Origin of the sequence: Streptomyces sp. NPDC051563, assembly GCF_044454225.1 — a bacterium.
Classification (GTDB): Bacteria; Actinomycetota; Actinomycetes; order Streptomycetales; family Streptomycetaceae; genus Streptomyces.
The window spans coordinates 128,338-150,753 of sequence record NZ_JBITDL010000019.1; the positions used below are offsets into that span (position 1 = coordinate 128,338).

The 22,416-nt window shown below is 66.7% G+C and carries 27 protein-coding genes; 23 read left to right on the forward strand and 4 right to left on the reverse strand.

Annotation, left to right across the window (positions count from 1 at the left end):
* Nucleotides 1-31: 31 nt before the first annotated feature.
* The 4 genes from ACIA8F_RS23485 (at nucleotide 32) to ACIA8F_RS23500 (ending at nucleotide 3,202) form a co-directional block, all read left to right on the forward strand.
* Nucleotides 32-1,120, forward strand: a complete 1,089-nt coding sequence (locus ACIA8F_RS23485; RefSeq protein ID WP_399381484.1) for a hypothetical protein — start codon at nucleotides 32-34, stop codon at nucleotides 1,118-1,120.
* Nucleotides 1,117-1,602, forward strand: coding sequence for a hypothetical protein (locus ACIA8F_RS23490; RefSeq protein ID WP_399381485.1), 486 nt, complete (start codon nucleotides 1,117-1,119; stop codon nucleotides 1,600-1,602). Before ACIA8F_RS23485 ends, ACIA8F_RS23490 begins: the two co-directional genes overlap by 4 nt.
* 136 nt (nucleotides 1,603-1,738) lie before the next feature.
* Nucleotides 1,739-2,740: a hypothetical protein gene (locus ACIA8F_RS23495; RefSeq protein ID WP_399381487.1), complete on the forward strand. Its 1,002-nt coding sequence runs from the start codon at nucleotides 1,739-1,741 to the stop codon at nucleotides 2,738-2,740.
* Nucleotides 2,741-2,743: 3 nt separating this feature from the next.
* Entirely contained in the window at nucleotides 2,744-3,202 is a 459-nt protein-coding gene (locus tag ACIA8F_RS23500) for a hypothetical protein (protein ID WP_399381488.1), read from the forward strand.
* 6 nt (nucleotides 3,203-3,208) lie between these two features.
* Here the strand turns inward: ACIA8F_RS23500 and ACIA8F_RS23505 are convergent, their stop codons facing one another.
* Nucleotides 3,209-3,721: a hypothetical protein gene (locus tag ACIA8F_RS23505; RefSeq protein ID WP_399381490.1), complete on the reverse strand. Its 513-nt coding sequence runs from the start codon at nucleotides 3,719-3,721 to the stop codon at nucleotides 3,209-3,211.
* Nucleotides 3,722-3,769: 48 nt separating this feature from the next.
* Between ACIA8F_RS23505 and ACIA8F_RS23510 the strand changes: the two genes are divergently transcribed.
* The 13 genes from ACIA8F_RS23510 (at nucleotide 3,770) to ACIA8F_RS23570 (ending at nucleotide 16,048) form a co-directional block, all read left to right on the forward strand.
* Nucleotides 3,770-4,135, forward strand: coding sequence for a phage head-tail adapter protein (locus tag ACIA8F_RS23510; protein ID WP_399381492.1), 366 nt, complete (start codon nucleotides 3,770-3,772; stop codon nucleotides 4,133-4,135).
* Nucleotides 4,135-4,518 (forward strand): DUF5403 family protein, encoded by a 384-nt coding sequence (locus ACIA8F_RS23515; protein ID WP_399381493.1) that lies wholly within the window; start codon nucleotides 4,135-4,137, stop codon nucleotides 4,516-4,518. The genes ACIA8F_RS23510 and ACIA8F_RS23515 overlap by 1 nt, the downstream gene beginning before the upstream one ends.
* Entirely contained in the window at nucleotides 4,518-5,012 is a 495-nt protein-coding gene (locus ACIA8F_RS23520) for a hypothetical protein (RefSeq protein WP_399381495.1), read from the forward strand. Before ACIA8F_RS23515 ends, ACIA8F_RS23520 begins: the two co-directional genes overlap by 1 nt.
* Before the next feature lie 75 nt (nucleotides 5,013-5,087).
* Complete coding sequence (locus tag ACIA8F_RS23525; protein ID WP_399381497.1) at nucleotides 5,088-5,825, forward strand: hypothetical protein; 738 nt, start codon at nucleotides 5,088-5,090, stop codon at nucleotides 5,823-5,825.
* A 50-nt stretch (nucleotides 5,826-5,875) separates the two neighbouring features.
* Nucleotides 5,876-6,214 carry a phage tail assembly protein gene (locus ACIA8F_RS23530; protein ID WP_243333656.1) on the forward strand — a complete coding sequence of 113 codons (339 nt, stop codon included), beginning with the start codon at nucleotides 5,876-5,878 and terminating at the stop codon, nucleotides 6,212-6,214.
* A 197-nt stretch (nucleotides 6,215-6,411) separates the two neighbouring features.
* Entirely contained in the window at nucleotides 6,412-6,585 is a 174-nt protein-coding gene (locus ACIA8F_RS23535; RefSeq protein ID WP_254382783.1) for a hypothetical protein, read from the forward strand.
* A gap of 3 nt (nucleotides 6,586-6,588) precedes the next feature.
* Nucleotides 6,589-10,587, forward strand: a complete 3,999-nt coding sequence (locus ACIA8F_RS23540) for a hypothetical protein (RefSeq protein WP_399381500.1) — start codon at nucleotides 6,589-6,591, stop codon at nucleotides 10,585-10,587.
* Nucleotides 10,584-11,423 (forward strand): phage tail family protein, encoded by an 840-nt coding sequence (locus tag ACIA8F_RS23545; protein WP_399381502.1) that lies wholly within the window; start codon nucleotides 10,584-10,586, stop codon nucleotides 11,421-11,423. Before ACIA8F_RS23540 ends, ACIA8F_RS23545 begins: the two co-directional genes overlap by 4 nt.
* Nucleotides 11,424-11,510: 87 nt before the next feature.
* Nucleotides 11,511-13,172 (forward strand): siphovirus ReqiPepy6 Gp37-like family protein, encoded by a 1,662-nt coding sequence (locus ACIA8F_RS23550; RefSeq protein WP_399381606.1) that lies wholly within the window; start codon nucleotides 11,511-11,513, stop codon nucleotides 13,170-13,172.
* Between the two features lie 106 nt (nucleotides 13,173-13,278).
* Nucleotides 13,279-14,661, forward strand: coding sequence for a tail fiber domain-containing protein (locus ACIA8F_RS23555; protein WP_399381504.1), 1,383 nt, complete (start codon nucleotides 13,279-13,281; stop codon nucleotides 14,659-14,661).
* The gene (locus ACIA8F_RS23560; RefSeq protein ID WP_399381506.1) at nucleotides 14,658-15,005 is read left to right on the forward strand and encodes a DUF2746 domain-containing protein; all 348 of its coding nucleotides are present in this window, start codon (nucleotides 14,658-14,660) and stop codon (nucleotides 15,003-15,005) included. The genes ACIA8F_RS23555 and ACIA8F_RS23560 overlap by 4 nt, the downstream gene beginning before the upstream one ends.
* Before the next feature lie 48 nt (nucleotides 15,006-15,053).
* Nucleotides 15,054-15,830, forward strand: coding sequence for a peptidoglycan-binding protein (locus tag ACIA8F_RS23565; protein ID WP_399381508.1), 777 nt, complete (start codon nucleotides 15,054-15,056; stop codon nucleotides 15,828-15,830).
* Complete coding sequence (locus tag ACIA8F_RS23570; RefSeq protein WP_399381509.1) at nucleotides 15,830-16,048, forward strand: hypothetical protein; 219 nt, start codon at nucleotides 15,830-15,832, stop codon at nucleotides 16,046-16,048. Before ACIA8F_RS23565 ends, ACIA8F_RS23570 begins: the two co-directional genes overlap by 1 nt.
* Before the next feature lie 46 nt (nucleotides 16,049-16,094).
* Here the strand turns inward: ACIA8F_RS23570 and ACIA8F_RS23575 are convergent, their stop codons facing one another.
* A complete protein-coding gene (locus tag ACIA8F_RS23575) occupies nucleotides 16,095-16,394 on the reverse strand; it encodes a hypothetical protein (protein ID WP_399381510.1) in 300 nt (99 codons plus the stop codon).
* A gap of 127 nt (nucleotides 16,395-16,521) precedes the next feature.
* Between ACIA8F_RS23575 and ACIA8F_RS23580 the strand changes: the two genes are divergently transcribed.
* Complete coding sequence (locus ACIA8F_RS23580) at nucleotides 16,522-17,019, forward strand: hypothetical protein (protein WP_399381511.1); 498 nt, start codon at nucleotides 16,522-16,524, stop codon at nucleotides 17,017-17,019.
* Nucleotides 17,020-17,067: 48 nt separating this feature from the next.
* Here ACIA8F_RS23580 and ACIA8F_RS23585 read toward each other — a convergent pair whose 3' ends face one another.
* Both ACIA8F_RS23585 and ACIA8F_RS23590 read right to left on the reverse strand, forming a co-directional pair.
* Nucleotides 17,068-17,868 carry an IclR family transcriptional regulator gene (locus ACIA8F_RS23585; protein ID WP_399381513.1) on the reverse strand — a complete coding sequence of 267 codons (801 nt, stop codon included), beginning with the start codon at nucleotides 17,866-17,868 and terminating at the stop codon, nucleotides 17,068-17,070.
* A gap of 103 nt (nucleotides 17,869-17,971) precedes the next feature.
* The gene (locus tag ACIA8F_RS23590; protein WP_399381514.1) at nucleotides 17,972-18,922 is read right to left on the reverse strand and encodes a zinc-binding alcohol dehydrogenase family protein; all 951 of its coding nucleotides are present in this window, start codon (nucleotides 18,920-18,922) and stop codon (nucleotides 17,972-17,974) included.
* Nucleotides 18,923-19,242: 320 nt separating this feature from the next.
* Between ACIA8F_RS23590 and ACIA8F_RS23595 the strand changes: the two genes are divergently transcribed.
* From ACIA8F_RS23595 to ACIA8F_RS23615, 5 genes are all read left to right on the forward strand, one after another.
* Nucleotides 19,243-19,512: a hypothetical protein gene (locus tag ACIA8F_RS23595; protein ID WP_399381516.1), complete on the forward strand. Its 270-nt coding sequence runs from the start codon at nucleotides 19,243-19,245 to the stop codon at nucleotides 19,510-19,512.
* 85 nt (nucleotides 19,513-19,597) lie between these two features.
* Nucleotides 19,598-20,458 carry a hypothetical protein gene (locus ACIA8F_RS23600; protein ID WP_399381517.1) on the forward strand — a complete coding sequence of 287 codons (861 nt, stop codon included), beginning with the start codon at nucleotides 19,598-19,600 and terminating at the stop codon, nucleotides 20,456-20,458.
* 53 nt (nucleotides 20,459-20,511) lie between these two features.
* Complete coding sequence (locus tag ACIA8F_RS23605; protein ID WP_399381519.1) at nucleotides 20,512-20,946, forward strand: hypothetical protein; 435 nt, start codon at nucleotides 20,512-20,514, stop codon at nucleotides 20,944-20,946.
* A gap of 118 nt (nucleotides 20,947-21,064) precedes the next feature.
* Nucleotides 21,065-21,502 carry a hypothetical protein gene (locus ACIA8F_RS23610; protein ID WP_399381521.1) on the forward strand — a complete coding sequence of 146 codons (438 nt, stop codon included), beginning with the start codon at nucleotides 21,065-21,067 and terminating at the stop codon, nucleotides 21,500-21,502.
* Between the two features lie 89 nt (nucleotides 21,503-21,591).
* Entirely contained in the window at nucleotides 21,592-22,410 is an 819-nt protein-coding gene (locus ACIA8F_RS23615) for an AAA family ATPase (RefSeq protein ID WP_399381523.1), read from the forward strand.
* Nucleotides 22,411-22,416: the final 6 nt, after the last annotated feature.

A 22,416-nucleotide genomic window follows, 5' to 3' on the forward strand; every position in this document is an offset into this window, starting at 1 on the left:
GTCGGATACGAGGCAGGCGGAGTCTGAAGAGGTGTCCGTCGCCTACAGCGTGGCGTTGTCCCGGATCGGCGCCGCGACCACGGCGGATGCCCTGGCCTTGTGGGCCGCGGTACCCGTCGTGCAGCGGGGGGCGACTGCCGGGGGCTGGCTGCGCCAGGCGATCACGCTCGTGATGAGCCGGAGGCGCCAGGCGCGCGACCTGGCCCGCGCGTACTACCGCCTGGCTCGTGCGCTTCAGACGGGCACGACGGTGGCCGACCCGTATCACCCCGAGCCTGCATACGTCACCCTCGGCGATCTCCGCCGCGAGTTCGCCGCGCTGGCCGGCCCCCACGAACCACCCCGCACAGAGCCAGGCGAGGCCGCGACCGGCGAGCCCGGGGAAGCCTCGCCTGGCTCCGGCCGCGAGTCAGGCCACACCGACGAGGAAGCCCAGGCGGCTCCCGACCTTGATGAGGAGCAGGTGCTCGACGAAGAAGGCGACGACTGGGAGCGAGTGCTCGTCGAGGAGCTCGATCGTCTAAACGAAGATGAGGAGCGCATCGAAAGAGAGGCGGAGGAAGAGGTCCGGACGGTCCTGGAGGCCCTCGGGACTGAGAACCTGCGCCGCCGTGTATCCGCGATCGACGACCGGCAGCCGGCCCGGGATGCTGACCGGCAGCGCGATGACGCACATCGCCAGTCAGGGTCCCAACAGGCCGCTGCGGCTGGGCGGGTGGCGATGAACGGTGGCCGATCGGCAACCTGGAATCACATGCGACGAGACGGCCGGGCTCTCGGCTACGTGCGCCTCTCCCGCACGGGTACTCCGTGCGGCTGGTGCGCCATGTTGATCAGTCGGGGCCCTGTCTACAAGTCGCGCGAGTCCGCCACGTTCAACGATGGCGACCGCTACCACGACCGCTGTCACTGCTACGCGATGCCGGTCTGGAACCGGGATCAGTACCAGTCGAGCGCGCTGACGGCCCTGTCGCGACAGTACGAAGCCCAGTGGCCACAGGTCACCAAGGGCCACACAGGCAAGAGCGCCGTGAGCGCCTGGCGGCGTTTTATTCGACAGAAGCAACGAGCCGCAGCCCAGGAGGCGCGGCGCACAACCCCCACACCCCCGGAGGCGTGACCCTGTCCGAACAGCCCCCTGCCCCGACCGAGGAACAGCAGCCCGACGAAGCTGGGTCCGCAGAAATACCGGCCGGCACCCCGGAGGACGAGCTCCCAGAATGGGCCCGCAAGGAGCTCAGCAAGATCCGGGGCGAGGCCGCTTCCTATCGCACCCGACTCCGGGACGCCGAAGCCCAGCTCGGCAATGCCAAGACCGCTGAGGAATTCGAAGCGGCCCTCGCCGAAGTAACGGCGAAGAACGCGGAGCTGGAGCACTCACTCACCGTTGGCCAGGTCTCCCGGAAGTACGACCTGCCCCAGGAGCTGACGAGCCGTCTGCGCGGTACCACCGTGGAGGAGCTGGAGGCGGATGCCAAGGCTTTGCAGGCTCTCCTCGCCCCGAAGATGCCCGAGCAGCTCGGGGGCGGCCTGACGCCGTCCGACAATGACGACGGAGAGATGGACCCCCGCGCTCTCGCTCGGCGCTTCCGCCGCAGCTAACGCATTGCACAAACGTTCCCCTTAACCCCCGCGTCACGCGACCGGGGGTTTCCTTATGCCCCCGGAGTTGCATCACTTGCCCACCGCTCAGCACCAGGTAGTAAAGCCTCAGAAGCTCGTTAACACGGCCGTGGGAATGCTTGAGCAGGAGCTCATCATTCCCAATCTCTTCCGCAAGGAAGGTGTTGACCAGTTTAAGGGCGCGGACAATGACACCATTTCCGTGAAGGTTGAAGGCGTCCTCCCCTTCCACGACTACGCCTTCCGAAACGACCGGTCGCAGCCGATCCAGTTCGACGAGTACAGCGAACGCAAGATCGCCGTCACCTTCGGCGGAAACTCCTACTCAGCCGTGAAGCTGACCGACGAGCAGAATGACTTCGACATCACCGACTGGTCGAAGCTCCTGCGCCCGCAGGTCCGCGCCGTCGGCCGCGGCCTTCAGCGGCGCGCCGTGAAGACCCTCACCGGCCAGAACTACAACGTCACCATCGGTAACGTCCAGCAGAACTTGCGCGGTGCCCTCATCGAGGCTCGCCGCGTCCTGAACCGCTTTCACGCTCCGGAGGAGAGCCGCTACCTCCTGGTCGGCAGCGAATTCGAGTCGGCACTTCTGACCGACGAAAAGCTGAACCTGGCACAGAACGTAGGCGACTCCATCGCCGAGTCCGCACTTCGCACTGCCACTCTTGGCGAGCGCTTCGGATTCAGGATCGTCGTCGACCAGACGATTCCGGCAGACACGGCTTACGCATTCGCATCCTCCGCTTTCATCTTCCTTTCGGGCGCCCCCTCCGTACCGCAGTCCGTTCCGTACGGCGCCACGACTTCTTTCGAGGGCATTGCCCTTCGCTGGATTCGCGACTACGACTCGCTGTATCTCCAGGACCGCTCCGTCGTGAACACCTACAACGGCTTCCGAAGCGTCACCGACGTCCTGGTCGGCTGGGACGACGTAGCCGAGAAGGAGATCATCAGCTCCCAGGAGCACTTCGTGCGCGGGATCAAGCTCCAGCTCGACGGCAAGTCGGATTACCCGGCGGCGGCTTCCGAACTGGCGAAGATCACGGGCATCAGCGACGCCAAGGTGTGGACCCCGACCGGCATTAAGCCGGAGACCGACCCGGCGAACGCGTAGTTCATGGCGTACGCCACCCTCGACGCGCTCAAAGCCCGGCTGGACTGGGACCTCGACGACGACGAAGCGCGCATCGCCACAGCAGCCCTTGAAGACGCCTCCGACCTTGCCGTGACCTACGGTCGCGACTGGCCGGAGGCGTCGGTCCCTCGGCTCGTTCGTACGCTGGTCCTGAAGGCGGCTGCCCGCTACGTGCGGAACCCCCACGGATACGTGCAGAGCCGGGCAGGCGACGAGACCCTGGCTTGGTCCGACGCCCACGGCCGCGACGCCGGCACGGTCTACTTCACCCGCGAGGAAATCCGCCTTCTTGAGGATCTCGGCGGACGCCGCCCGACGTTGACCAGCGTCGTCGTCAGCGCGTGGGGCACGAGGGACCGCCCCCATCGGGCCAGCCCCGTTCCGGTGGACTACGGCGGAGACCCCTTCCCGTTGTACGGGACGGAGCACTCACCGTGGTGAACGACTTCAGATCGACTCGCTGCCGGTAGCTCGTTGAAGAAGTGACCCGACACGCAGTTGCTCGCTTGCGAAGAACCCGCTGATAGTGGCGAACGTGTCCAAGATCGGCTTTCCTTCAAGGTTCGCTCTGTACTGCTTCCGCTGTGCCGCTCGTTCCTGCCGCTCCTCGGGCAGCTGATCCACGGGGCGCCAAACCACGCGGCTCAGTCCGTTACCCCCCGCGTCAGCGACTACGAAGGCCAGCTGATGTGTGGCCTGGTTACGAGCCCAACGCGCGCCTTGCACGACGGACTTCCCGTACTTGTCAGCCTGGTCGTACGTCGGGTCGTCGTGGTCGAGGTTTTCTGCCACCGCGCAAGCCCAGAACAGCGCCTCCGTTGCTGTGGCCAGGACGACGATCCCGTCCTCTTCTGGACGTGCACCCTCTACTGCCAGCCGGAGCCTGATGACCGCTCGGGCGTACCCGATGTAGGCCACCGAAAGCGGCATCAAGTCGGCTATCTCGTGCTGGTCTGACATCCTTGGACACCCTTCTGAACGACGAACCTCGCAGGCTACTCCGGCCACTTGAACGGGAGAGCCCACAAGGGAGGCGCCACGAGCATCCAACGTCGCCGCGGCCAACCCGCCCGCATCTGGAAGACGACCACCATCACCGACAACCGCGGAAACGAGGTCGTGGTCGCGGATGCGGACGGCCCCCATCAGGTGCGGGTCGCTGCCATCCCGCAGCGCTCGGCCCGAGCCGAAGTGCCCGGCCAGCAGCAGATCAACGTGGTGAGGCTCATCGTCGACCCGCACCTTGACGACGTCACCCTCTGGTCCCGCGTGGAGTACGCGGGCCGCCAGTGGGACATCGTCTCGCCTCCGGCCTACCACCACGGAGACCGCCGCGCCCGGCACTGGAGCATCGACATTCGGGAGCGGCCCTGATGGCGAAGGTCTACAAGAGCGTGGGCGGCCGGAAGCTGACCAAAATCCTCGCCCTCAACGAAGCCGTTCAGGCGGAGCTCGACGTCCGCACCTTTGAGATCGCCGTTCGCGCGGAGGAGTTGCTCGTCCAGCACCGTGCAGACGGTCACGCCCGGATCGATATCGACGAGGGCAGAGTAGACCGCTTCGTCGTGCTTTCCGACGAGCGTGGCCAGCAAGCCGCGCTGAGCATCGAGTACGGCCGCCAGGCCAGCGTTGTCGTCCGCACGGACAAGGACGGCAACGACTACCTCGACGCCGTCCCGCCCATGGACGGCCTCTACGTCCTGGCCACGGCCGCGCACCTGCCGAAGAAGCGGAAGGGCAAGGTGAAGGTCGACTAGTGGCCGGCATCCCCCCGACCATCAAGGCCCTGGCAGAGCTCAGCCCGGTTGAGGACCTCCTCCTTGCCGTCCTCCGCGAGGGCCTCCCCGGTATCCGCGTCCAATCCCTGATCAACCGCAACCAGCGCTTTCCGCTCGTCCTGGTCCGCCGCGACCCGAGCTTCGGAGCGTGGGACGGCGACACGCGCTTCACCGACTCTGCCCGGGTCGTCGTCAACTGCTTCGCCGAAGACCCCGACGGCGACCAGGACGCCGCGATCTTGTCGGAGGCGACACGCGTCGTCCTGCGCGACGCCTGGCTCAACAACGTCGTCGTGCCCGGTCGCGGTCACCTCACCCGCGTCGAGATGAACTCCGCCGGACGCCGCGCCTCCGACTGGGCCACGGCCACCGGCCCCGTCCAGTACGCCGACCTCCCCACCGGGGTGTGGCGATACGAGTCCATCTTCGACATCACGATCCGGAAGCCGCGCGCCCGCCCCTTCCCCCTCTGACCACCCCCGGCACCAGCCCGGCCCGCTCCCCGGCAGGCCGGGCTTTCGCGTGCGCCCGCAAGAAGGATCCGCTCTTTGCCCATCAACGACTCGGCGACCCTTGTCGTCGGCACCGGCAACTACCTCACCGCCCCCGTCGGAACGCCGATGCCGGACAACCTGCTCGTTCCCACCTCACCGTGGTCTGCCGTCGGCCACACCTCTTTGGAAGACCTCTTCGGTCTCACCTCCGAGGGCGGCGAGGCCACCACCATAGGCACCCTCCAGAACAAGTCCCTTCGGACGAAGTACAGCCAGCGCACGGAGCAGATGACCTTTACGCTCCAGCAGTTCGACACCCCAGCCCTGAAGCTGTACTTCGGCGCCAACGCCCCAATCCTGCTGGATGGCTCCGTTGGTGTGCCGGCCGAGCCTGTCCCCACCCAGGCCGCGTTCCTCGCCGTCTTCGTCGATGGCGAGAACCACTTCGCCTTCTATGCGCCGAAGTCGGAGATTTACAGGGCTGACGACATGTCTATCGCGGACACGGAGAGCCTGGCCGGCCTGCCCCTCGGGGTGAAGCCCATGGTCCACGGAAGCAACTCGTGGACGTACGCCGTGACCCCGCTCGGCGGAACCATCGCCACGGGCGCCACCGCAGGCACTCCCGGCAGCTTCACGCCGTCCGGAGCCAGCGCCCCGGCCAAGTTCGCCGCGCTGACCGGCGTCACTGCCTCGCCCGCGACCGCTTGGACCACCGGCCAGCACGTCGTGCTCGGCGACGGCTCCAAGGTGAAGTGGATCGGCACGGCCTGGGCCGCCGGCATCGCCTGATCCCCCCTTCCTCATCAATTCCAGCACCCCTACCTCGGAGGTCCTCCCCCATGGCTTCGTACTCCCTCGACGACATCCGCACCGCCGCAGAGGCCCGATACGGCTCCACCGACATCGACCTCGGCGCCGAGACCGTCCGTCTACTCAACCCCCTTCGCCTCCCGAAGGAGCGGCGCGACCAGCTGGCCAAGCTCCAGGACCGCATGAGCGCCGAGGATGCGGACCAGGAGCTCCTGCTCTCCGAGGCCATCCGTCTCGTTGCCGAGCGCCCGACGAGCGCGGACGCGCTCCTTGAGGCCGTTTCGGGTGACCTCGCGCTCCTTGCCGAGATCTTCGACGCCTACGGCCGGAGCACCCAGCTGGGGGAAGCCTCGGCCTCTGCCGCCTGATCGACGACTACGGGGAGGGCCTGTACCCCGACCTGCGGCTGCACTACGGCGTTGACCTCGCCGACGTCATCGCGGGCCGAGGCCCCTCCCCCGCTCTCGTCCTTCTTCTCGCGCGGAGGCTTCCCGACACCTCCCTCACGGTCGCGCTCGCCGCAGGCGGACGGGAGTTCCTCGGCTGGGGCCAGGACCGCCACCTGGTGGCCGATCTCTTCGACGCACTCAACGCCAACACGAGGGCGACCGGCCAGTGGGCGAAGGGCAAGGCCCCCAAGCTGCCCGAATACCCGCGCCCCAAGGCGACCACACCACAGCCCCAGCAGCGACCGGCGGTCACCGTTGCCCAGCTCTACGCCCAGTTCCAAGGGAGGTGACCGATGCCCGCAGGGCAGGTGATCGGCCGCGTGGCCATCCGGGTCCTCCCCGACACCGACGGCTTCCGTCGACAGGCCGAGCGGCAGCTCGAAACCATTGAACAGCAGCTCGACAAGCTCAAGGTCGGCACGAAGATCGACATGTCCGGAGCCTCGAAGGCGTTCATCGAAGAGCTCCGGAAGATCAACTCACGGAACCGGCAGTCGGACGCGCGCAAGATCCGCTTCTACACCACGATATCCACGGACGGCATGGCAACAGCCATACGGAACGCCGCGCGCGAGCTCCAGCACCGTGCCAACTCCCAGAAGATCGACTTCAAGGTCAACGACCTGAAGGCCACGGGGAAGGTTGAGCTCGATCTCGACCAGCAGTCTGCCGACCACGTAAAGCGCAAGCTGAACGACTGGGCGAGCGACGTCTCGCCGCTGAAGGTCATGGTCGAGCTGGACATCGCCAACGGGGCCGGCGCTGCGGTCTCGGCCCGTCTCCAGGTGCTGACCCGCCCTCGTACGGTGCCCATCCTTCCCGAGCTGGACAACGGCGCGGTGGCCCGCGTCGGCACCGCGCTCGCCGCGCTCAGCGGCGCCCGAGTGATCAACTCGATCTTCGAAAAGCTCGGCAACACGCTGAAGAACCTCGACAAGAACGTACCGATCATCGGATCGCTTGCCGTCGCGATCTCCGGCCTCGCGGCTTGGGGTCTCTCCGCGGCCTCCAACCTGGCCGCCCTGTCCGCATCGCTCGCACAAATCGGCTATGCCGGCCTGCTCCTGCCTGGCCTGCTCGGCGGCATGGTGGTCGGCCTTGGCATAACGATCGCCGCCTTCAAGGACTTCAACAAGGTCATCCCGGAGGTCAAGAGCGCCCTCGCCGGCCTCCAGGACACGATCAGTACGAACTTCTGGGCGCAGGCCGAACAGCCCATCAGGGCAATGGTCGACGACCTGCTCCCGAGGTTTCGGACAGGCGTCGCCGACACTGCCACCGCCCTGGGCGGCTTCTTCGGCAGCCTCGCCACGAACCTCGGCACCTCGCTCTCCCCGGCCTTGGACCAGATGTTCCGGGACTTGTCCCAGTCCATCGCCAACGCGACCCAGGGCACGGATACCTTCGCGTCGATCATCGCCACCCTCGGCAAGGTCGGCACCAGCTACCTCCCCCAGCTGGCCACCTGGTTCGTCTCCATCTCGGAGAAGTTCGACGGCTTCCTTCAACGGAAGGGCGAGAACGGGCTCAAGGCCGAGATCGACCAGGGCATCCAGTCCCTGAAGGATCTGGGCTCGGTCCTCTACAACACGGGCGGCATCCTCGCCGGAATCGCCCGTGCGGCCGAGGCTGCTGGCGGCTCCTCGCTTGGCATGCTCGCCGGCACCCTGGAGCGCATCCACAGCACTGTGGACAGTGCGGGCTTTCAGGAGGGTCTGACCGGCGTCTTCCGTGCCGCCCACGAGGCGATGAGCCAGATCGCCTCGACCTCGGGTCCGGCGGTCAAGAACCTCTTCGCGGAGTTCGCCCAGCTTGCAGAAACGATTCTGCCGCAGGTTGGCGGGATCATCGGCACGGCGCTGAACGCCATCGCATCGGCGCTCGCTCAGCCCGCAGTCACCGACGGCATCCGCGCGATGTTCAACGGCATCGGCTCTGCCGTTGCCGACCTCGCGCCGGCCATGGCCCCCGTCGGCCAAGCGCTCGGCGCTCTCATGCAGGTCGTCGGGGCCTTCGCCGCGATGCTCGGCCCGCTAGTAGCTGCGGTTATCACGCCACTGGCCACAGCCTTCACGGCCCTGGCCCCCGCGATCATCCCGATCGTCAACCTGCTAGGCACGCTGCTGACCGCCGCCGTCCAGGCGGTCGCACCCCTGGTCGTTCAGCTGGCCGAAGGGCTCCAGCCCATCATCTCGGCGATGGCTGAGGGCCTGGCCCCGATCATCCCCGTCGTCTCGGCCGCCCTCCAGACGGTCGCCGCCGCGCTGAGCCCGCTGATTGAGGTAGCCCTCCAGCTCCTCGAAGCGGTGATCAAGCCGCTGATCCCGGTCATCACCGAGATCGTCGCGGCGGTCCTGCCACCCCTCGCCGACGCCCTGGCACGGGTGGCCGAAGCGGTCACGCCCCTCCTTGAGGTCCTGACCGCTGTCGTCGACTTTCTGATGCCGATCCTGGCTCCGGCCATCGTCTTCATCGCAAAGCTGCTGGGAGACGCCCTGACACAGGCGATCAACGGCGTGGCGATGGTCTTCGAAGGCGCCCTCAAGATGATCAAAGGCGTCTGGGACATCTTCGCCGGCATCTTCACAGGCGACTGGGAACGCGTCTGGAACGGCATCAAGTCCTTCGTATCCGGCATCTGGGAATGGATCAAGGGCGCGTTCCTGATCCTCATCAACATCGGCATCCTCGGCGTCGGCAAGAAGATCCTCGGCCTCTTCAAGGGCCTGTGGGAAGGCTCCTGGACCGGCATCAAGTCCCTCAGCTCGTCCATCTGGAACGGGATCAAGGGCCTGTGGAACGGATTCCTCGACCTCCTCGGCTCGCTCGGCCGATCCGCGATGTCCGGACTGCGAACCCTCTGGGACGACGCCTGGAACGCGATCAAGAGCAAGGCGTCCTCCATCTGGAGCGGGATCAAGGGCCTGTGGAACTCCTTCCTGGACACCCTCAAGTCCCTTGGCAGCTCCGCCATGTCAGGCCTGAAGTCCCTGTGGGACGACGCCTGGAACGGCATCAAGACCCTCTGCTCCCGAGCCTGGGACGGCATCAAGGACGCCGTCAAGGACGGCACGCTCACGGTCGTACGCACGGTCAGCGAGCTTCCGGGCAAGGCCAAGTCGGTGCTGAGCGGGATCGGATCGGCTCTGATCGACGCGGGCAAGAAGCTGATCGGCGGCCTGATCGACGGCATCAAGTCCATGTTCGGCTCGGTCAAGGACACCCTCGGCGGCCTGACCTCGAAGTTCAAGGACTGGAAGGGCCCCCCGAAGAAGGACAAGATCCTTCTCTACGAGGCGGGCCAGATCATCATCAAGGGCCTGATCAAGGGCTTGGAATCCCAGTACGGCAAGGTGAAGGACTCTCTCCAGAACCTCACCTCGCAGATCCCGAAGGACGCCTCGCAGGGCTTGCGTGACCGCATCGCCCGCGACCGTACCCAGCTACTGAAACTCGCCGCCCAGTGGGAGGCGGGTTCGAAGCGACTGGAGGCGGCGCGCGACAAGCTCGTCCAGCTCCGCAAGCAAGCCCAGGACTACGCGGGCCGCGTCGTCGACCGGATCATCGACACGGGCGACGTCACCAAGGCGAAGGACGGCTCCTTCGGCGGGATCGTCACCAACCTGACGCAGGCGGTCGATCAGGCGAAGCGGTTCGCCAAGGCACTCGCCGTGCTCAAGGCCAAGGGCCTGTCCCAGACCGCGATCGACCAGATCGCCACGGCTGGGCCCGAGGCCGGGCTCACTGCGGCGGAGTCGATTGCTGCGGCCGGCAAGGACGGCATTGCCAAGATCAACGCCCTTCAGGCCCAGCTCGCCAAGTACGCCAAGCAGGCCGGTAAGACCGCCTCCGATGCCATGTACGCCAACGGCATCGCGGTCGCCGAAGGCATCGTCAAGGGACTGGAGGTCAAGCAGCAGGACATCGAGAAGCAGATGCTGAAGATCGCGGACGCCATGGTCGATGCGATCAAGAAGGCCCTCGGCATCCACTCCCCCAGCAGGGTCTTCGCCACGCTGGGCGGATACATCGGACAAGGTCTCGCCCAGGGCATCGCCGCCGAGCGGCCCCGAGTCGCCCGCGCGGTGGACGACCTGGTCGACACAGGGACGGTCACCCGCCCCAGTGCGGTGCGCGGCCTGTCCGCTGCCGTCGGCCGCGCCCTGGCGGCACCCCCTGCAACCAGCGGCACAACGAAGATCCTCAACTACTACGCGGCACCCGGCAACAGCCTCTCCTCGCAGGAGGACCTGTTCGCCGCGGCTAGCCGAGCTCGGATGGTGGGCTGGTGACGCTGGTACTGGAGAACGACGTTGACACCCTGCGTCTCGACGAAGGCGAACAGACAGGCAGCGGGATACAGGCCCTGGCCGGCATGACCGGCTTGGGTCTGCCTCCCGTCGCTGCCCAGTGGCTGGAGGGCGCGGGAGACGGCGCCCGCTACCGGGGCCAACGCGTCCTGCCCAGAGAGATGGACCTCCCTCTCGACATCGTCGGCAGGGACCGAGCGCACCTCCAGCAGCTCGTCTCGCGGCTGGCCCGCATGCTGTCCGGCCCCTGCCGCCTGGTCGTCATCGACGAGGAGGGCGTGCGGTGGTCCACCCTTGTCGTCCGTGTCGGTGGCGGCGACTACCCGTATGCCGGCGGCCTGGACGTGCAGACCACCATCACCCTGCGCGCCCCCGATCCGTACCTCCACTCCTCCGTCATCTCGACGGAGCGGATCGGCGCTGATTCCGCCAGGCCGTTTCTCTCAAGCCTGGCCTCTCTGCCAGTCGCCTCCAGCCAGGCCATCGGCGAGATCAGCGTGGACAACCCCGGTGACGTGGACGCCTACCCGACCTGGGAGATCGTCGGGCCAGGCAAGAACCTCACCCTCGTCTCCCCGCGCGGCGAGGTTCTCCGATGGACCGGAATCCTCGCTGCGGACGAGCGCCTGATCATCGATACCCGTGCGGGAACCGTCAAGGACGCCAAGGGCGCGAACAGGTACGCCCTCCTGGACACGGCACCCCGCTTCTGGACTCTTCCACCCGGCATCTCCAGCGCTGGTGTCAGTCTCCTCGACGCCACCACCGCATCCCGTGTCACCTGCTCTTGGCGGCCCCGAAGATGGATGGTGATCTAACTGAAGCTGTCCGACCTGACCGTTGAAGTCCGCCGCGCCGACCTGACCCGTGTCGGCCTGATCCGCCCTGAGGACCTGACCCTCAGCCTGGAGATCACCCATAACAACGTCGGGTCCTGGACCCTCACCCTGCCCACAGAACACGAACTCGCCGACGTACTGCTGACCCCCGGATCGGGCCTGATCATCACCGGCCCCGCCGACGTCCTGGCCTCGGGCCCCATGACAGCCTACGAGCACGCCGCCACGCCCGAGGACCGACGCGGGTCCATCGTCTTCAGCGGCGTCACCGACAGTCTGATCCTTTCCGACATGCTGGCCTGGCCCGAGCCCTCCAACCCGGACGTTTCCAAGCAAAAGGTCGGGCACGACACCCGCACCGGGCCCGCGGAATCCCTGATGCACGCCTACGTCGCCGCCAACGTCGGACCCAGTGCGCCACCCGCCCGACGACGGCTGTCGCTAACCATGGGGGTGAACCTCGCCCGCGGAAGTGTCACCACGAAGTCGGCGCGCTTTCCGCCCCTCGGTGAACTCCTCTCCGAGATCGCCGCCCCGGCTAGCCTCGCCTTCAGAATCGTGCAGCGCGGTTCTCATCTGGTATTCGAGACCACGGCGACGGCAGACCGTACCCGCGAAGTCCGTCTGGACGTTGCGGCAGGCACGCTTGCCGGTCAGCGAGTGGCCGTCTCCACCCCCGGCGCCACGCGGGTCATCGTCGCCGGCCAGGGCGAGCAGGAAGCCCGAACCCTCCTGCCCGTCGAAGATGCAACCTCGATCGCTGCTGAATCCGCCTGGGGCCGACGCATCGAACGCTTCGTCGACCAGCGCAATACCAACGATGCTGCCGAACTCGCCCAGGCCGGCAAGGAGGTACTGGCCGAGTCCGGGTTCACGGGCACCGCCGTGCAGGCCGTCCCGGTCGAGGACTCGACAATGGAGATGGGCATCGACTGGGGCCTCGGCGACCGCGTCACCGTGATCGCAGGCGGACGGGAACTGACCGCACCCGTCACGGGCATGATCATCAAAGCCGGTGATGGCGGCTTCCAGGCCGGAGCTCTCCTCGGCGACCCTGTGCCCCTGGACCGCAATGCAGCTGCCGCCCGGCAAGCTCAGACCGCAGACTCCCGCATCTCCTCCCTCGAACGCACGGCGGAGCCCGTACCTCCCGGCCCCCGGGAGCTGAGCCCAGCAGGCTTCACCCAGGTCGCGCCACCGCCCGACTACCCGAACGGCGCGTCTGTCCTCTACCTCACCGCAGCCGAAGCAACGGCCGGAGGCTGGGACTTCGGCGGGAAGTACGGCTTCCTCCGCACCATCAAGGACGCCAACGGGGACGCCTCCCAGACCTGGAGCCGCGTACACGCCGCGACCACGACGCATGAAGAGTGGCACCGGGGCGGCAACAGGTCCACAGGCTGGAGCGCCTGGCGACAGGGCGCCTTTGACACGATCCTTCCGCCTGCGGGCGTGGCCCAAGCCGCGCTGCCCAGCACCTACCCCGCAGGGGTCTCCACTCTCACCATGAACTCCGACCAGGCCACCGATGGAGGGTGGGAGTTCGGCGCAGGAGGACGGTTCGGGGTACTCCGCACCATCCGCCCGTCCGGCAGCACCTTCGCCTCCCAACAGTGGCTACGCCTCAGCCCGACCACTGTCGAGGAGTGGCTCCGCACTGGGGCCGACAGCGGCGGATGGACCCCGTGGCGCAAGGTCGCCTTCGAGAGCCAGGGCACATCAGCGTAGTCCGGCAGGCCCGGCCCCATCCCTCACCACTAAGGACAACCCAGAACCCTTGGCCATCACCTCATACCCCTTCGATGGACAGGCAGTTTCCGAATCCCAATTCGGCATGCTTTTCCGCGAGTTCGCCGACTCCGGTATCGCAGCCTCGGCGTCCGCCTCCAACTTCTTCACCAGCGCCGACGGCACCGCCATGACCGTCAAGGTGACGGGCGGCTTCGCCGTCCTACGCGGACACGCCGTCCTCTCGACCGCGACCGAGGCCCTGCCCATCGCGGCGGCCGGGGCGACGACCCGCACCGATCGCATCATCCTTCGCCTCGACCCGGCAGCCAACTCCATCGTGCTCGCGGTCCTTCAGGGAACGGCCGGCGCGGCAGCTCCCACACTCACCCAAACCGACACCGGCATCTACGAGCTACCACTCGCGACCGTGACCGTCGGCGCCGGTGTCACAACCATTGCCGCAGCAGCCATCGCTCCTGATCGCCGGTTCGTTGGTGGCTCCGTCGGCGTCTGGACGACCTCCACCCGCCCGACGTCACCGCGCCTGGGCAAGGTCGGCCTCAACACCAGCACCGACGCCTTCGAGTACTGGTCCGGCTCCGCCTGGACCTCGTTGATCCCGCCGATCTCCTGGTCCAGCCTGACCGGCAAGCCCAGCAACTTCTCCCCGAGCCCGCACGGGCACAAGTGGGCGGACATCAGCGACGCCCCGGCGACCCTTCCCCCGGGACCCCACACCCACCCCTGGGGCGAAGTCACCGGCAAGCCGACCACCTTCCCGCCCGACACACATGCGCACTCCTGGACGTCCGTCACAAGCAAGCCGAGCACCTTCCCTCCGGCGGGCCACGATCACGACTGGGACGAGGTCACAGGAAAGCCGAGCTCATACCCCCCTGCGACGCACCAACACGACTGGGCAGCCGTCTCCGGCAAACCGACCACGTTCCCCCCTTCCGGGCACTCCCACGGATGGAACGACATCTCAGGCAAGCCCGGCCAGTTCCCGCCGACAGACCACTGGCACGGTCAGTACCTGGACTCAGGCGGCACGATCTCCTGGGCCAACGGCTCCAAACAGCCCCACAACAACTCGGCCAGCGGCTCAGGCACTTGGTACGCGGTTTGGGTCGAGGGCGACGGCACCTTCTGCCGCAATACGAGCTCCATCCGCTACAAGGAGAACGTCCGGGACATCGAGATCCGCCCCGAGGGTGTCCTTGCACTGCGGCCACGGATCTACGACCGGAAGCCCACCGAGGACAAGCCTGATGCTCGCAAGAACGAGTACGGCCTGATCGCCGAGGAGGTCGCACGGACCCTCCCCGAGATCGTCACGTACAACGAGGAGGGGCAGATCGACGCCCTCCGGTACGACCTGCTCGGCGTTGCTCTGCTGCCCGTGGTTCAGGACCAGTCCCGGCGCATCACCTCTCTGGAGCAGCGGCTCGCCGCCCTCGAAGGCCGGCTCGCGGAGGCCCCGTGACCATAGCCCTCGCGCCTACGGCTCAGGCCGCCCTGATCTCGGCAGCCGGGGCCGTCCTGGTGGCGTTGGTCGGTGTCCTTGTCGAGCTCGTTCGCCGCCAAGGTGCCGCACTCGCCGAGGTGCGCGACCACGCCCAGGAGGCCCGCGAGCAGGTCTCCAACGACCACACCACGAACCTCCGCGATGACGTAGATCGCGTCATCCGGGGTCTCGACCGGGTCCTCGACGGCCAGGAACATCACGCCGAAGAGCTCTCATCCCTGCGGCGCGAGATCGCCCACGAACGTGTTGAGCGCCTGGCCGTAGCTGGGCGCCTCGATCGACACCTCACCGAAGCCAACTGACCCACATCGCTACCAGGCCCCGCCGGAACTCCGGACGGGGCCTTCGTCATGACCAAGGAGCAAATCCTGAGCATCAACATCGTCTCCCGTTCGACCTGGGGTGCAAAGCCGTGGAACGGCACCCCCGACACCGTGCCGCTGAGTGAGCGCACCGAGTTCTTCATCCACTACGACGGCGGTGACCCCGTCACCCGGACCGGCAACGCGGTTCCGCAGGCGATCGAGCGGACTCACCGCGCCCAGGGGTGGGCGGGAGTCGGCTATTCCTTTGTCATCGACCAGAGCGGCGTCGTCTACGAGGGTCGCGGCTGGACCCTCCAGGGCGCCCACTGCCCCGGACACAACGTGAGCGGCTTCGGTGTCCAGATCGCCATCGGCGGCGACCAGTCCCCCTCGGTGGCGGCCCTGCGCTCGGCCCGCGCCCTGTACGAGGAGGCGTGCCGGCGTACCGGCCGGACTCTGGCCAAGAAGGGCCACAAGGACGGGTTCGCCACCGAGTGCCCCGGCCCGCGGCTCTACGCCTGGGTGCAGGCTGGCATGCCCGTCAGCGGCACTGGTGGCGACGGCGGGAACAGCACTCCGTTCCCGGGCCGCAGCGCGTTTGTCCTGGGCAAGTCCCACCCTGCCGTGACCGTGCTCGGTCAGCGCCTGGTGGCCCACGGCTTTGGCCGCTTCTACAAGGAGGGCCCCGGACCGCGCTTCACCGAGGTTGATCGCGCAGCCACCGCTGTGTTCCAGCGGGCGCAGGGCTGGAGTGGTTCTGATGCGGACGGATACCCGGGCCCGTCCACTTGGTCCCGCCTGATGGCTCCGGCAGGCCGCTGATGAGCAAGATTCTGAAGCCGGGCTCCAGGCCCCTCGGTCTCGTCAGTCTGCTGCCCGTCCGGTACCGGACTCGCGCCGGGGCGATCCTGGCCGCGATCGGTGTCGCGGTGAGTGTCGCGGCCATCGTCTACGCGGACAGTCCCGAGGTAGCGGTGATCGTGCAGATCATGACCGCCCTTGGCGTAGTCGCCCCGGCTGAATCGGACAGCGTCAATTAATGATCACGGCCCCCGCCAGCTTCGGCTGGTGGGGGCCTTCCGGTGTTTACGCCTTGCCCGCAGCTTTCGCGGCGTCGATCTGCTCTCGCGTCATGACCTGGCGCTCCGCCCGCTGGCCTCTGGGCTGCCGGCCGGTCGCCGCCTTCTTGGCCTGCCGGGGCTTCGGCGTCTCGGCGGCGGCTACCGCCTCAACCGGTTGGCCGAGCACTTCCTCGAAGGGCGCGGCATGCTCACCGCACCGCACCGTGACGACCGAGCGGCCACTCTCAGTCTCCGTAATGGTGTAACTAGTGACCGGGACGCCGAGCCGTCGACAGACGTCGCAAACTTCTACCTCGATCAGCACAACCCTTACGTCTCCTTGTTCGTCTTGACTCGTCCAACTATTACATGCCACTGTAGAGCCGTGCCTGCTGCCACAACAACGGCCGGGCACTCAGAGGAGGACCGCCAGGCCAGGGAAGGGTGGACACATGGGCCGTGCGAGCAAAGTCGTGAACCATGACGAGGCAAAGCGTTGGCTCAAAGAGGGCAAGTCTTATGCCTGGATGGTAGCGAAGTACAAGCAGAAGTACCGAGTCGATACGGACCCCGGATATTGGGCGGTCTACAGGAACCGTGCTGGCCTGCCGCTTCGCATTACCCGAAACGACGACCTGATCCCCTGGCAGGTAGAGGAGGGGCATCGATGGCACTACGACCTGGTGATGCTCCGCTTCGAGGCGAGGCGCCGCGCACTTGAGAAGGGCGATCAGAATCTGCCGCCTCTCTCGGAGAACGACGCGAGCCGGTTGGACGCCTGGAAGCAGAATCTAATCCAGGCGAATGCGGTCATTTACTACGACCCCACGACCGAAGACGGCTTCTTCTGGGTTCCTCGGGAAACTTCTGACACCGACATTGTCCGAGAGATTCTCCCGGGAGACCCCGCGAAGCCCCGCAAGAAAAGCAGCGGAGGCTCCGCGTCGTAGACGAAGTCAGCGGGCCACCCCCGGAAGCACTGGGGTGGCCCGCTGACTTTATGCAGCAGAGGCGTTGGGCGGAGCCGAGGCGATTCGACTCAGCATGTCCCCAGCCATGAGAGTCGCGGCCACCAGCCCGCTCGTATCCTCAGGCATCTCCAGCGCAGGAATCCACAGCAGGAGCGATCCCTGAATCGTCTCGTCCCACATCACGGGAACGGCTACGGAGTCCCAGCCGCTCATGCATTCCTGCCGCCCGATGGCGAAGCCGGAGTCGATGATGTCCCTGAGCGAGTCGACGAGCAGCTCGTTGTCACGGATGACGCCAGGGCCGACCCCCTCCGGCACCTGCTCGGCAAGAACCCGCTCCTGGAACGGCGCCGGCATGTGCGCGAGAATCACCCTCCCGCTGGCTCCCGTACGGAGCGAGCGACTGTACTTCACCAGCTCAAACGGGTCGATGCCGATGGACTTCGGGTCGAAGTCGCCGATGGCGTAGTCCGTGCAGATGCGTCGGGTTCCAACAACCGCGTAGTAGGCGACCAGCCCTCCCGTAGACCGCTGGAGCTTGTCGAGGACGGCATGCGTCATCTCCTCGTCCGGGGTCTGTGCAAGCGCCTGCATCGAGAGCCGAAACGCGCCGGGGCCAAGGCGGTAGAGCTGGCGACCGTTTTCCTTCACCTGGGCGAAATTTCTGTCCGCAAGTCCATCTTGAAGGACCCGGTAAACGGTTGCCCGATCGAGGCCTGTCGCCTTGGCAATAGCCGCAGGTCCGTGACAGTCACCGTCGAGGTCAGCGAAAGCTCGCTGGACTAGAAATACTCGCTTGCCGTGCGCCGTGCCCTTGGCCGTGGTCATTACTTCCCCTGAACAAAACGCAGCGCCGCCTTCCCCGGCGACGCCACGAATACCTGTGATCCCAAGCCTGCGCCTTTGCGGAGCGCGGGCTTAGAGATCGATGTTACTGCCGGGTTTGCTTGATCGTTACCTTACCTGTCGTCAGTCGGGCCTCAAGGTCCGCGTGCGCCCTTGCCGCCTCACCACTGTTGTAGCAGGGGCCTATGACAGGCCGCAGATCTCCGCGCGCCGTGGCCTCGAACAAGGCAGCCATAGAATCTCGCAGCGCGTATCGAACGCCGTACAGGTTCGGAAGCCAAAACCCTGATACCGACTGCGACTTCTGCATGAGCTCCGTGATCGACGGTGAGCGGCGGTCCCCGGACACGCATCCGTAAACGACCATGCGGCCACGAGGGGCGAGGGCAGCGAGAGTTGAGTCGAAGACCGAGCCTCCCGTCATCTCCAGCGCGGCACTCACAGGGCCCTCGTTGGCTTCGAGGATTCGGGCGGCGAGGTCCCCGTCCACTGAGGAATCGAGGACGACGTCGGCCCCCAGCCCGCGGACGAGCTCCACCTTGTCCCGCCCTCCGGCCAGAGCGATGACGCGGGCTCCGGCGAGCTTGGCGAGCTGAACCGCGAGGGAGCCGACACCTCCGGCGGCGGCCGGCACCAGGACCGAATCTCCCTTTGTGATCCTGATCACCGAGTGCAGCAGGTGCCAGGCGGACTGGCCCTGGAGGGTGAGCGCGACGGCCTGCTCGTCGCTGATGTCGTCCGGGACTTCCCAGGTCAGCAGGCGGCGCACCACCGCCTTCTCTGCATACCCGCCCCCCTGGCACAGGCCCACGACGCGGCGCCCATCGGGCAGGGTCCCCATGACCTCATTGCCCGGGATGATCGGGTACTCGACCTGCGCCAGGTAGTCCCCCTGCCGCACGTGGATGTCTGCGTAGTTGACGCCGGACCGCGAGACGGTCACCACGTGGTGGCCTGCGATGGCTCTCGGGTCTGGCACCTCCATCTGCCGCAGCACCTCCGGGCCGCCCGCCTGAGTCATCACAATCGCTCGCATGTTGATCCTTTACTTGATTAGGTGTATCCACCACTTTATGCGTCCCGTGAAGGGCTCATCTCGTTATTTCGCGTGGCGAAACGGGCCCACATCGCCCCTCGTTTCATCACGCGAAACGAGACCCGCCTCATTTCGCGTGGCGAAATGAAAGGTTATTGCAATTCCCGAAAAGGGGTCTAAATCACTCCGACCGGAAGCCCTGGGTCCAGTACGGTTTGCAAGGGTTGACCAGAGGGTAGCCCTGCGGGCAGGATCTAGGCTCGCACGAACGTTCGACCGCTGGCGCGGGGAAGCGCCGGCACGGGGAGAGGAGCCGTCGGATGATGCATGGCCAGGGGGCGGTCTCCATGTGTGAAGCCGAGCCGATCAGGCGAGCCGAGGTCTTGTACTTGCCGGGCGTCGCCCTGCACGTCACCGAGGACCAGACGGACTGCCACATCACGGTCAGCCCTGATCACGCCCCGGACCACCTGCGCCGCATCCTCCAGGTCGCCAAGCAGCGCGGCCTCGGACTGCTTGACCAGGATGAATGCGAGCCGACCCTGCTCGCGGACGATTCCGTACGTCTCTACCTACAGACCGCCGCATAGCCACTGGGAGCCCAATTTGCCTCTGACTCTGACCGACCTTCCGGCCCCCGCTGTCCCTCGGGACGGGTGGGGACGCCCTCTTGTCGTGCCCAAAGCCGGCGGGGCGCCCAAGCCCCTGACGAGGACGACGACGTACATCGACTGCATCGAAGACAAGGCCGCCCTGACCGCCTGGAAGTCCCGCATGACCCTCGTGGGTGCGTCCCGCGACCCAGCTCTCGTGGCGCGAGTGAAAGAGTTGAACTGCGAGAGCCGGGAAGACAAGGCGGTGCTGGACGAGCTTGCCGAGCGGGCCGTGAGCCTCGCTGGAGCAAATAGCAAGCGCGAGCACGGAACCCACCTGCACACGCTCTCCGAGGCCGTCGACCGCGGGGAGCCCCTTCCTCTCGGCACATCCAACCGCGACCTGGCCGACATGGCCGCGTACAAGATGGCGATGGTCGGCTTCGACACCGTGGCCATCGAGCAGTTCGTCGTCGTGGACGAGCTCGGCGTCGGCGGAACCTTCGATCGCCTGCTGCGCTACTCGGGCCCAGGGCCTGACGGCCGGCACTTCAATGGTCTCCTGATCGGAGACCTGAAGACGGGATCGGTCCAGTACGGCGGCCTCAAAATGGCCAGCCAGCTCGCCGTGTACGCCCATGGCGAGCGCTACGACCACACCCGCTTCCCCGTGGACGGACGCGATAAGAAGGCTCTGGCCGCGTGGCGGAAGACCTCCGTGCCGGCCAACGAGGCCGCGACCGCCTACGCCGAAGCAGCCGAGGTAAGCCGGGACTGGGGCGTGATCATTCACCTGCCCGCAGGGGAGGCGCAGTGCACCCTGTACTGGGCGAACCTGCGGATCGGATGGGAGGCCGCGCTGCTCGCACGTGACATCCGACGGATGCGCGCAACTCGGGGGGCGCTCGCCGCGTTCGGGAGTCCAGCCCAGCGGAACGTTTGATAGAGTGTAACTACACACCGGGGAGGCCCGGTCGCCACACGAGGGGAACAGCGATGCCCGAAGAGGCCCTGTCGATCACCATCAAAGTCCCATGCGGGGAAGGGCAGACCGCCCCGCACGTCGCCTTCAGCGGCACCGCCAGCGGCCTTCGCGAGGGGCTCGGCTCCTTCTTTGGACTTGAAAGTAAGAGTGTAACTTCTCTTACTCTCCACGAGATCCTCGTCGAGGTCAGCCAGCTCGCCAGAAGCGCGGAGGCCATCACCTCCGGCCTGGGTGCCCACGTCGTCCCGCAGGCATCTGCACCGACGCCCAGCGCGCCGCAGGGTAGCCCCACCGGCAGCCCGGCCTCCGCCGTTCTGGAGCAGATCGCCTCCTGCCAGACCGCTGATGAGCTGCGCCGCCTCTGGGCGGCCAATCAGGCCGCCTTCGCGGAGCCGGTTGTCATGGACGCCTGGAAGGCGCGCGGCCGAGCACTTCAGGCGTCGTGATGGGCCGTCGACTGCTCGGCGCGGCTGTCGCCGTCGTCCTCGCCGCCGGGCCCTTGAAGCCCCGACGCCTCCCCCACACCCCCTACCCCGTTCACCGAAAGAGTGGAGATCAGCACTAGTGACCCTGAACCTGAAGAACATCCCGACCCAGGCCGGCGGTTGGTTCAAGCCGAAGGAGGCCGTCGATGCCGTCGCCATCCTCGTTGAGGTCTCGGCGTGGGACCGACAGCGCCCGACGCCCAACGGCCCGAAGGACAGCGCCCTTTGCACCGTATCGATCTTCCGGACCCCGGAGCAGCTCTCGTCGCTGACCCCCGAGGTCTCGCAGGGGATGCGGATCGAACAGACCGTCCTCGCTCGTGACCTGGAAACGATGGTCGGCAGCGCCGTGCTTGTCACCGTCGCTCAGATCCCGCCGACGAAGCCCGGCGCCAATCCCGCTTGGGTCTGGCGCCAGGTCAACGATTCGGCCATCCGGACCCAGGTCATCGCGTACGCCGAGCAGCGCGACAAGGCCGTAGAGGCCGCGGTGACCGCAGCGCCCACGTTCGACTGACAGATCGGCCAACAGGAGGGGGCGGCCTCGACGTCGCCCCCTCCCCCTTCACGATTGGAGCCGATCAAGTGCTCACCCCTGGACGGTCCTTGACCCTCCACGCTGAAGCGGGCCGCGAACTTCCCCGGATCGCCGCGTTCGAGGCCCTCTACAACATCGGCTGCCGCCCCCGACAGGGCGAGGTCATCATGATCGCGGGCCGGTCGGGAACCCAGAAGTCCGGCCTGGCTCTCTACTGGGTCGCCCAGATGAACCTTCCCACCCTGTACTTCTCGGCGGACATGTCTGCCTTCACCGCCTCTTCCCGTCTGGCGAGCATGGCTACCGGCGACACGACCGAGATGGTCGAGGCAGGCATGGCGGCAGGCGGCCGGCACCGCCAGGAGTACCTGTCCGCCCTAGCAGGCTCGCGCATCACGTTCTCCTTCGGGAGCCCGATCGCGTGGAAGGCCGTGGATGAGGAGCTGGAGGCATACATCGAACTCTGGGACGCGTATCCCGAAGTTCTGGTGTTCGACAACCTCATGGACTTCGAAAACTCGGAGTCCGACTACACCGAGCAGATGGCCGTGATGTCGGGCTTGACGGAGCTGGCCCGAGCAACTGGCGCAACCGTGATCGTGCTGCATCACGCAAGCGACAAGTCGTGGGAGGCAAAGTCTGATCCGTGGGCTCCGCCGTCCCGAGATCAAGTCAAGGGCGGCCTGAGCGAGAAGCCCGAGCTCTCACTCTCCGTGGCGCTGGACCCGTCGAGCCTCGAATACCGGATAGCCGTGATCAAGCAGCGCATGGGGCCATCCGATCCCACAGCCCGGCGGTACGCCACCCTGCGCTGCCACCCCGACATCACCCGCTTCTCCGCGCTCGCCCCGCGCCAGTGGTCGCCGCTCGACGCTCTGAAGCAGTGAGGAATG

What these genes read in the sequence shown, in the direction of transcription:
- ACIA8F_RS23585 (WP_399381513.1), bottom strand. Translation starts at nt 17,868, where the DNA reads ATGACCACGGCCAAGGGCACGGCGCACGGCAAGCGAGTATTTCTAGTC.
- ACIA8F_RS23595 (WP_399381516.1), top strand. Translation starts at nt 19,243, where the DNA reads ATGATGCATGGCCAGGGGGCGGTCTCCATGTGTGAAGCCGAGCCGATC.
- ACIA8F_RS23580 (WP_399381511.1), top strand. Translation starts at nt 16,522, where the DNA reads ATGGGCCGTGCGAGCAAAGTCGTGAACCATGACGAGGCAAAGCGTTGG.
- ACIA8F_RS23500 (WP_399381488.1), top strand. Translation starts at nt 2,744, where the DNA reads ATGGCGTACGCCACCCTCGACGCGCTCAAAGCCCGGCTGGACTGGGAC.
- ACIA8F_RS23540 (WP_399381500.1), top strand. Translation starts at nt 6,589, where the DNA reads ATGCCCGCAGGGCAGGTGATCGGCCGCGTGGCCATCCGGGTCCTCCCC.
- ACIA8F_RS23505 (WP_399381490.1), bottom strand. Translation starts at nt 3,721, where the DNA reads ATGTCAGACCAGCACGAGATAGCCGACTTGATGCCGCTTTCGGTGGCC.
- ACIA8F_RS23565 (WP_399381508.1), top strand. Translation starts at nt 15,054, where the DNA reads ATGACCAAGGAGCAAATCCTGAGCATCAACATCGTCTCCCGTTCGACC.
- ACIA8F_RS23605 (WP_399381519.1), top strand. Translation starts at nt 20,512, where the DNA reads ATGCCCGAAGAGGCCCTGTCGATCACCATCAAAGTCCCATGCGGGGAA.
- ACIA8F_RS23495 (WP_399381487.1), top strand. Translation starts at nt 1,739, where the DNA reads ATGCTTGAGCAGGAGCTCATCATTCCCAATCTCTTCCGCAAGGAAGGT.
- ACIA8F_RS23555 (WP_399381504.1), top strand. Translation starts at nt 13,279, where the DNA reads ATGCTTTTCCGCGAGTTCGCCGACTCCGGTATCGCAGCCTCGGCGTCC.
- ACIA8F_RS23515 (WP_399381493.1), top strand. Translation starts at nt 4,135, where the DNA reads ATGGCGAAGGTCTACAAGAGCGTGGGCGGCCGGAAGCTGACCAAAATC.
- ACIA8F_RS23590 (WP_399381514.1), bottom strand. Translation starts at nt 18,922, where the DNA reads ATGCGAGCGATTGTGATGACTCAGGCGGGCGGCCCGGAGGTGCTGCGG.
- ACIA8F_RS23530 (WP_243333656.1), top strand. Translation starts at nt 5,876, where the DNA reads ATGGCTTCGTACTCCCTCGACGACATCCGCACCGCCGCAGAGGCCCGA.
- ACIA8F_RS23570 (WP_399381509.1), top strand. Translation starts at nt 15,830, where the DNA reads ATGAGCAAGATTCTGAAGCCGGGCTCCAGGCCCCTCGGTCTCGTCAGT.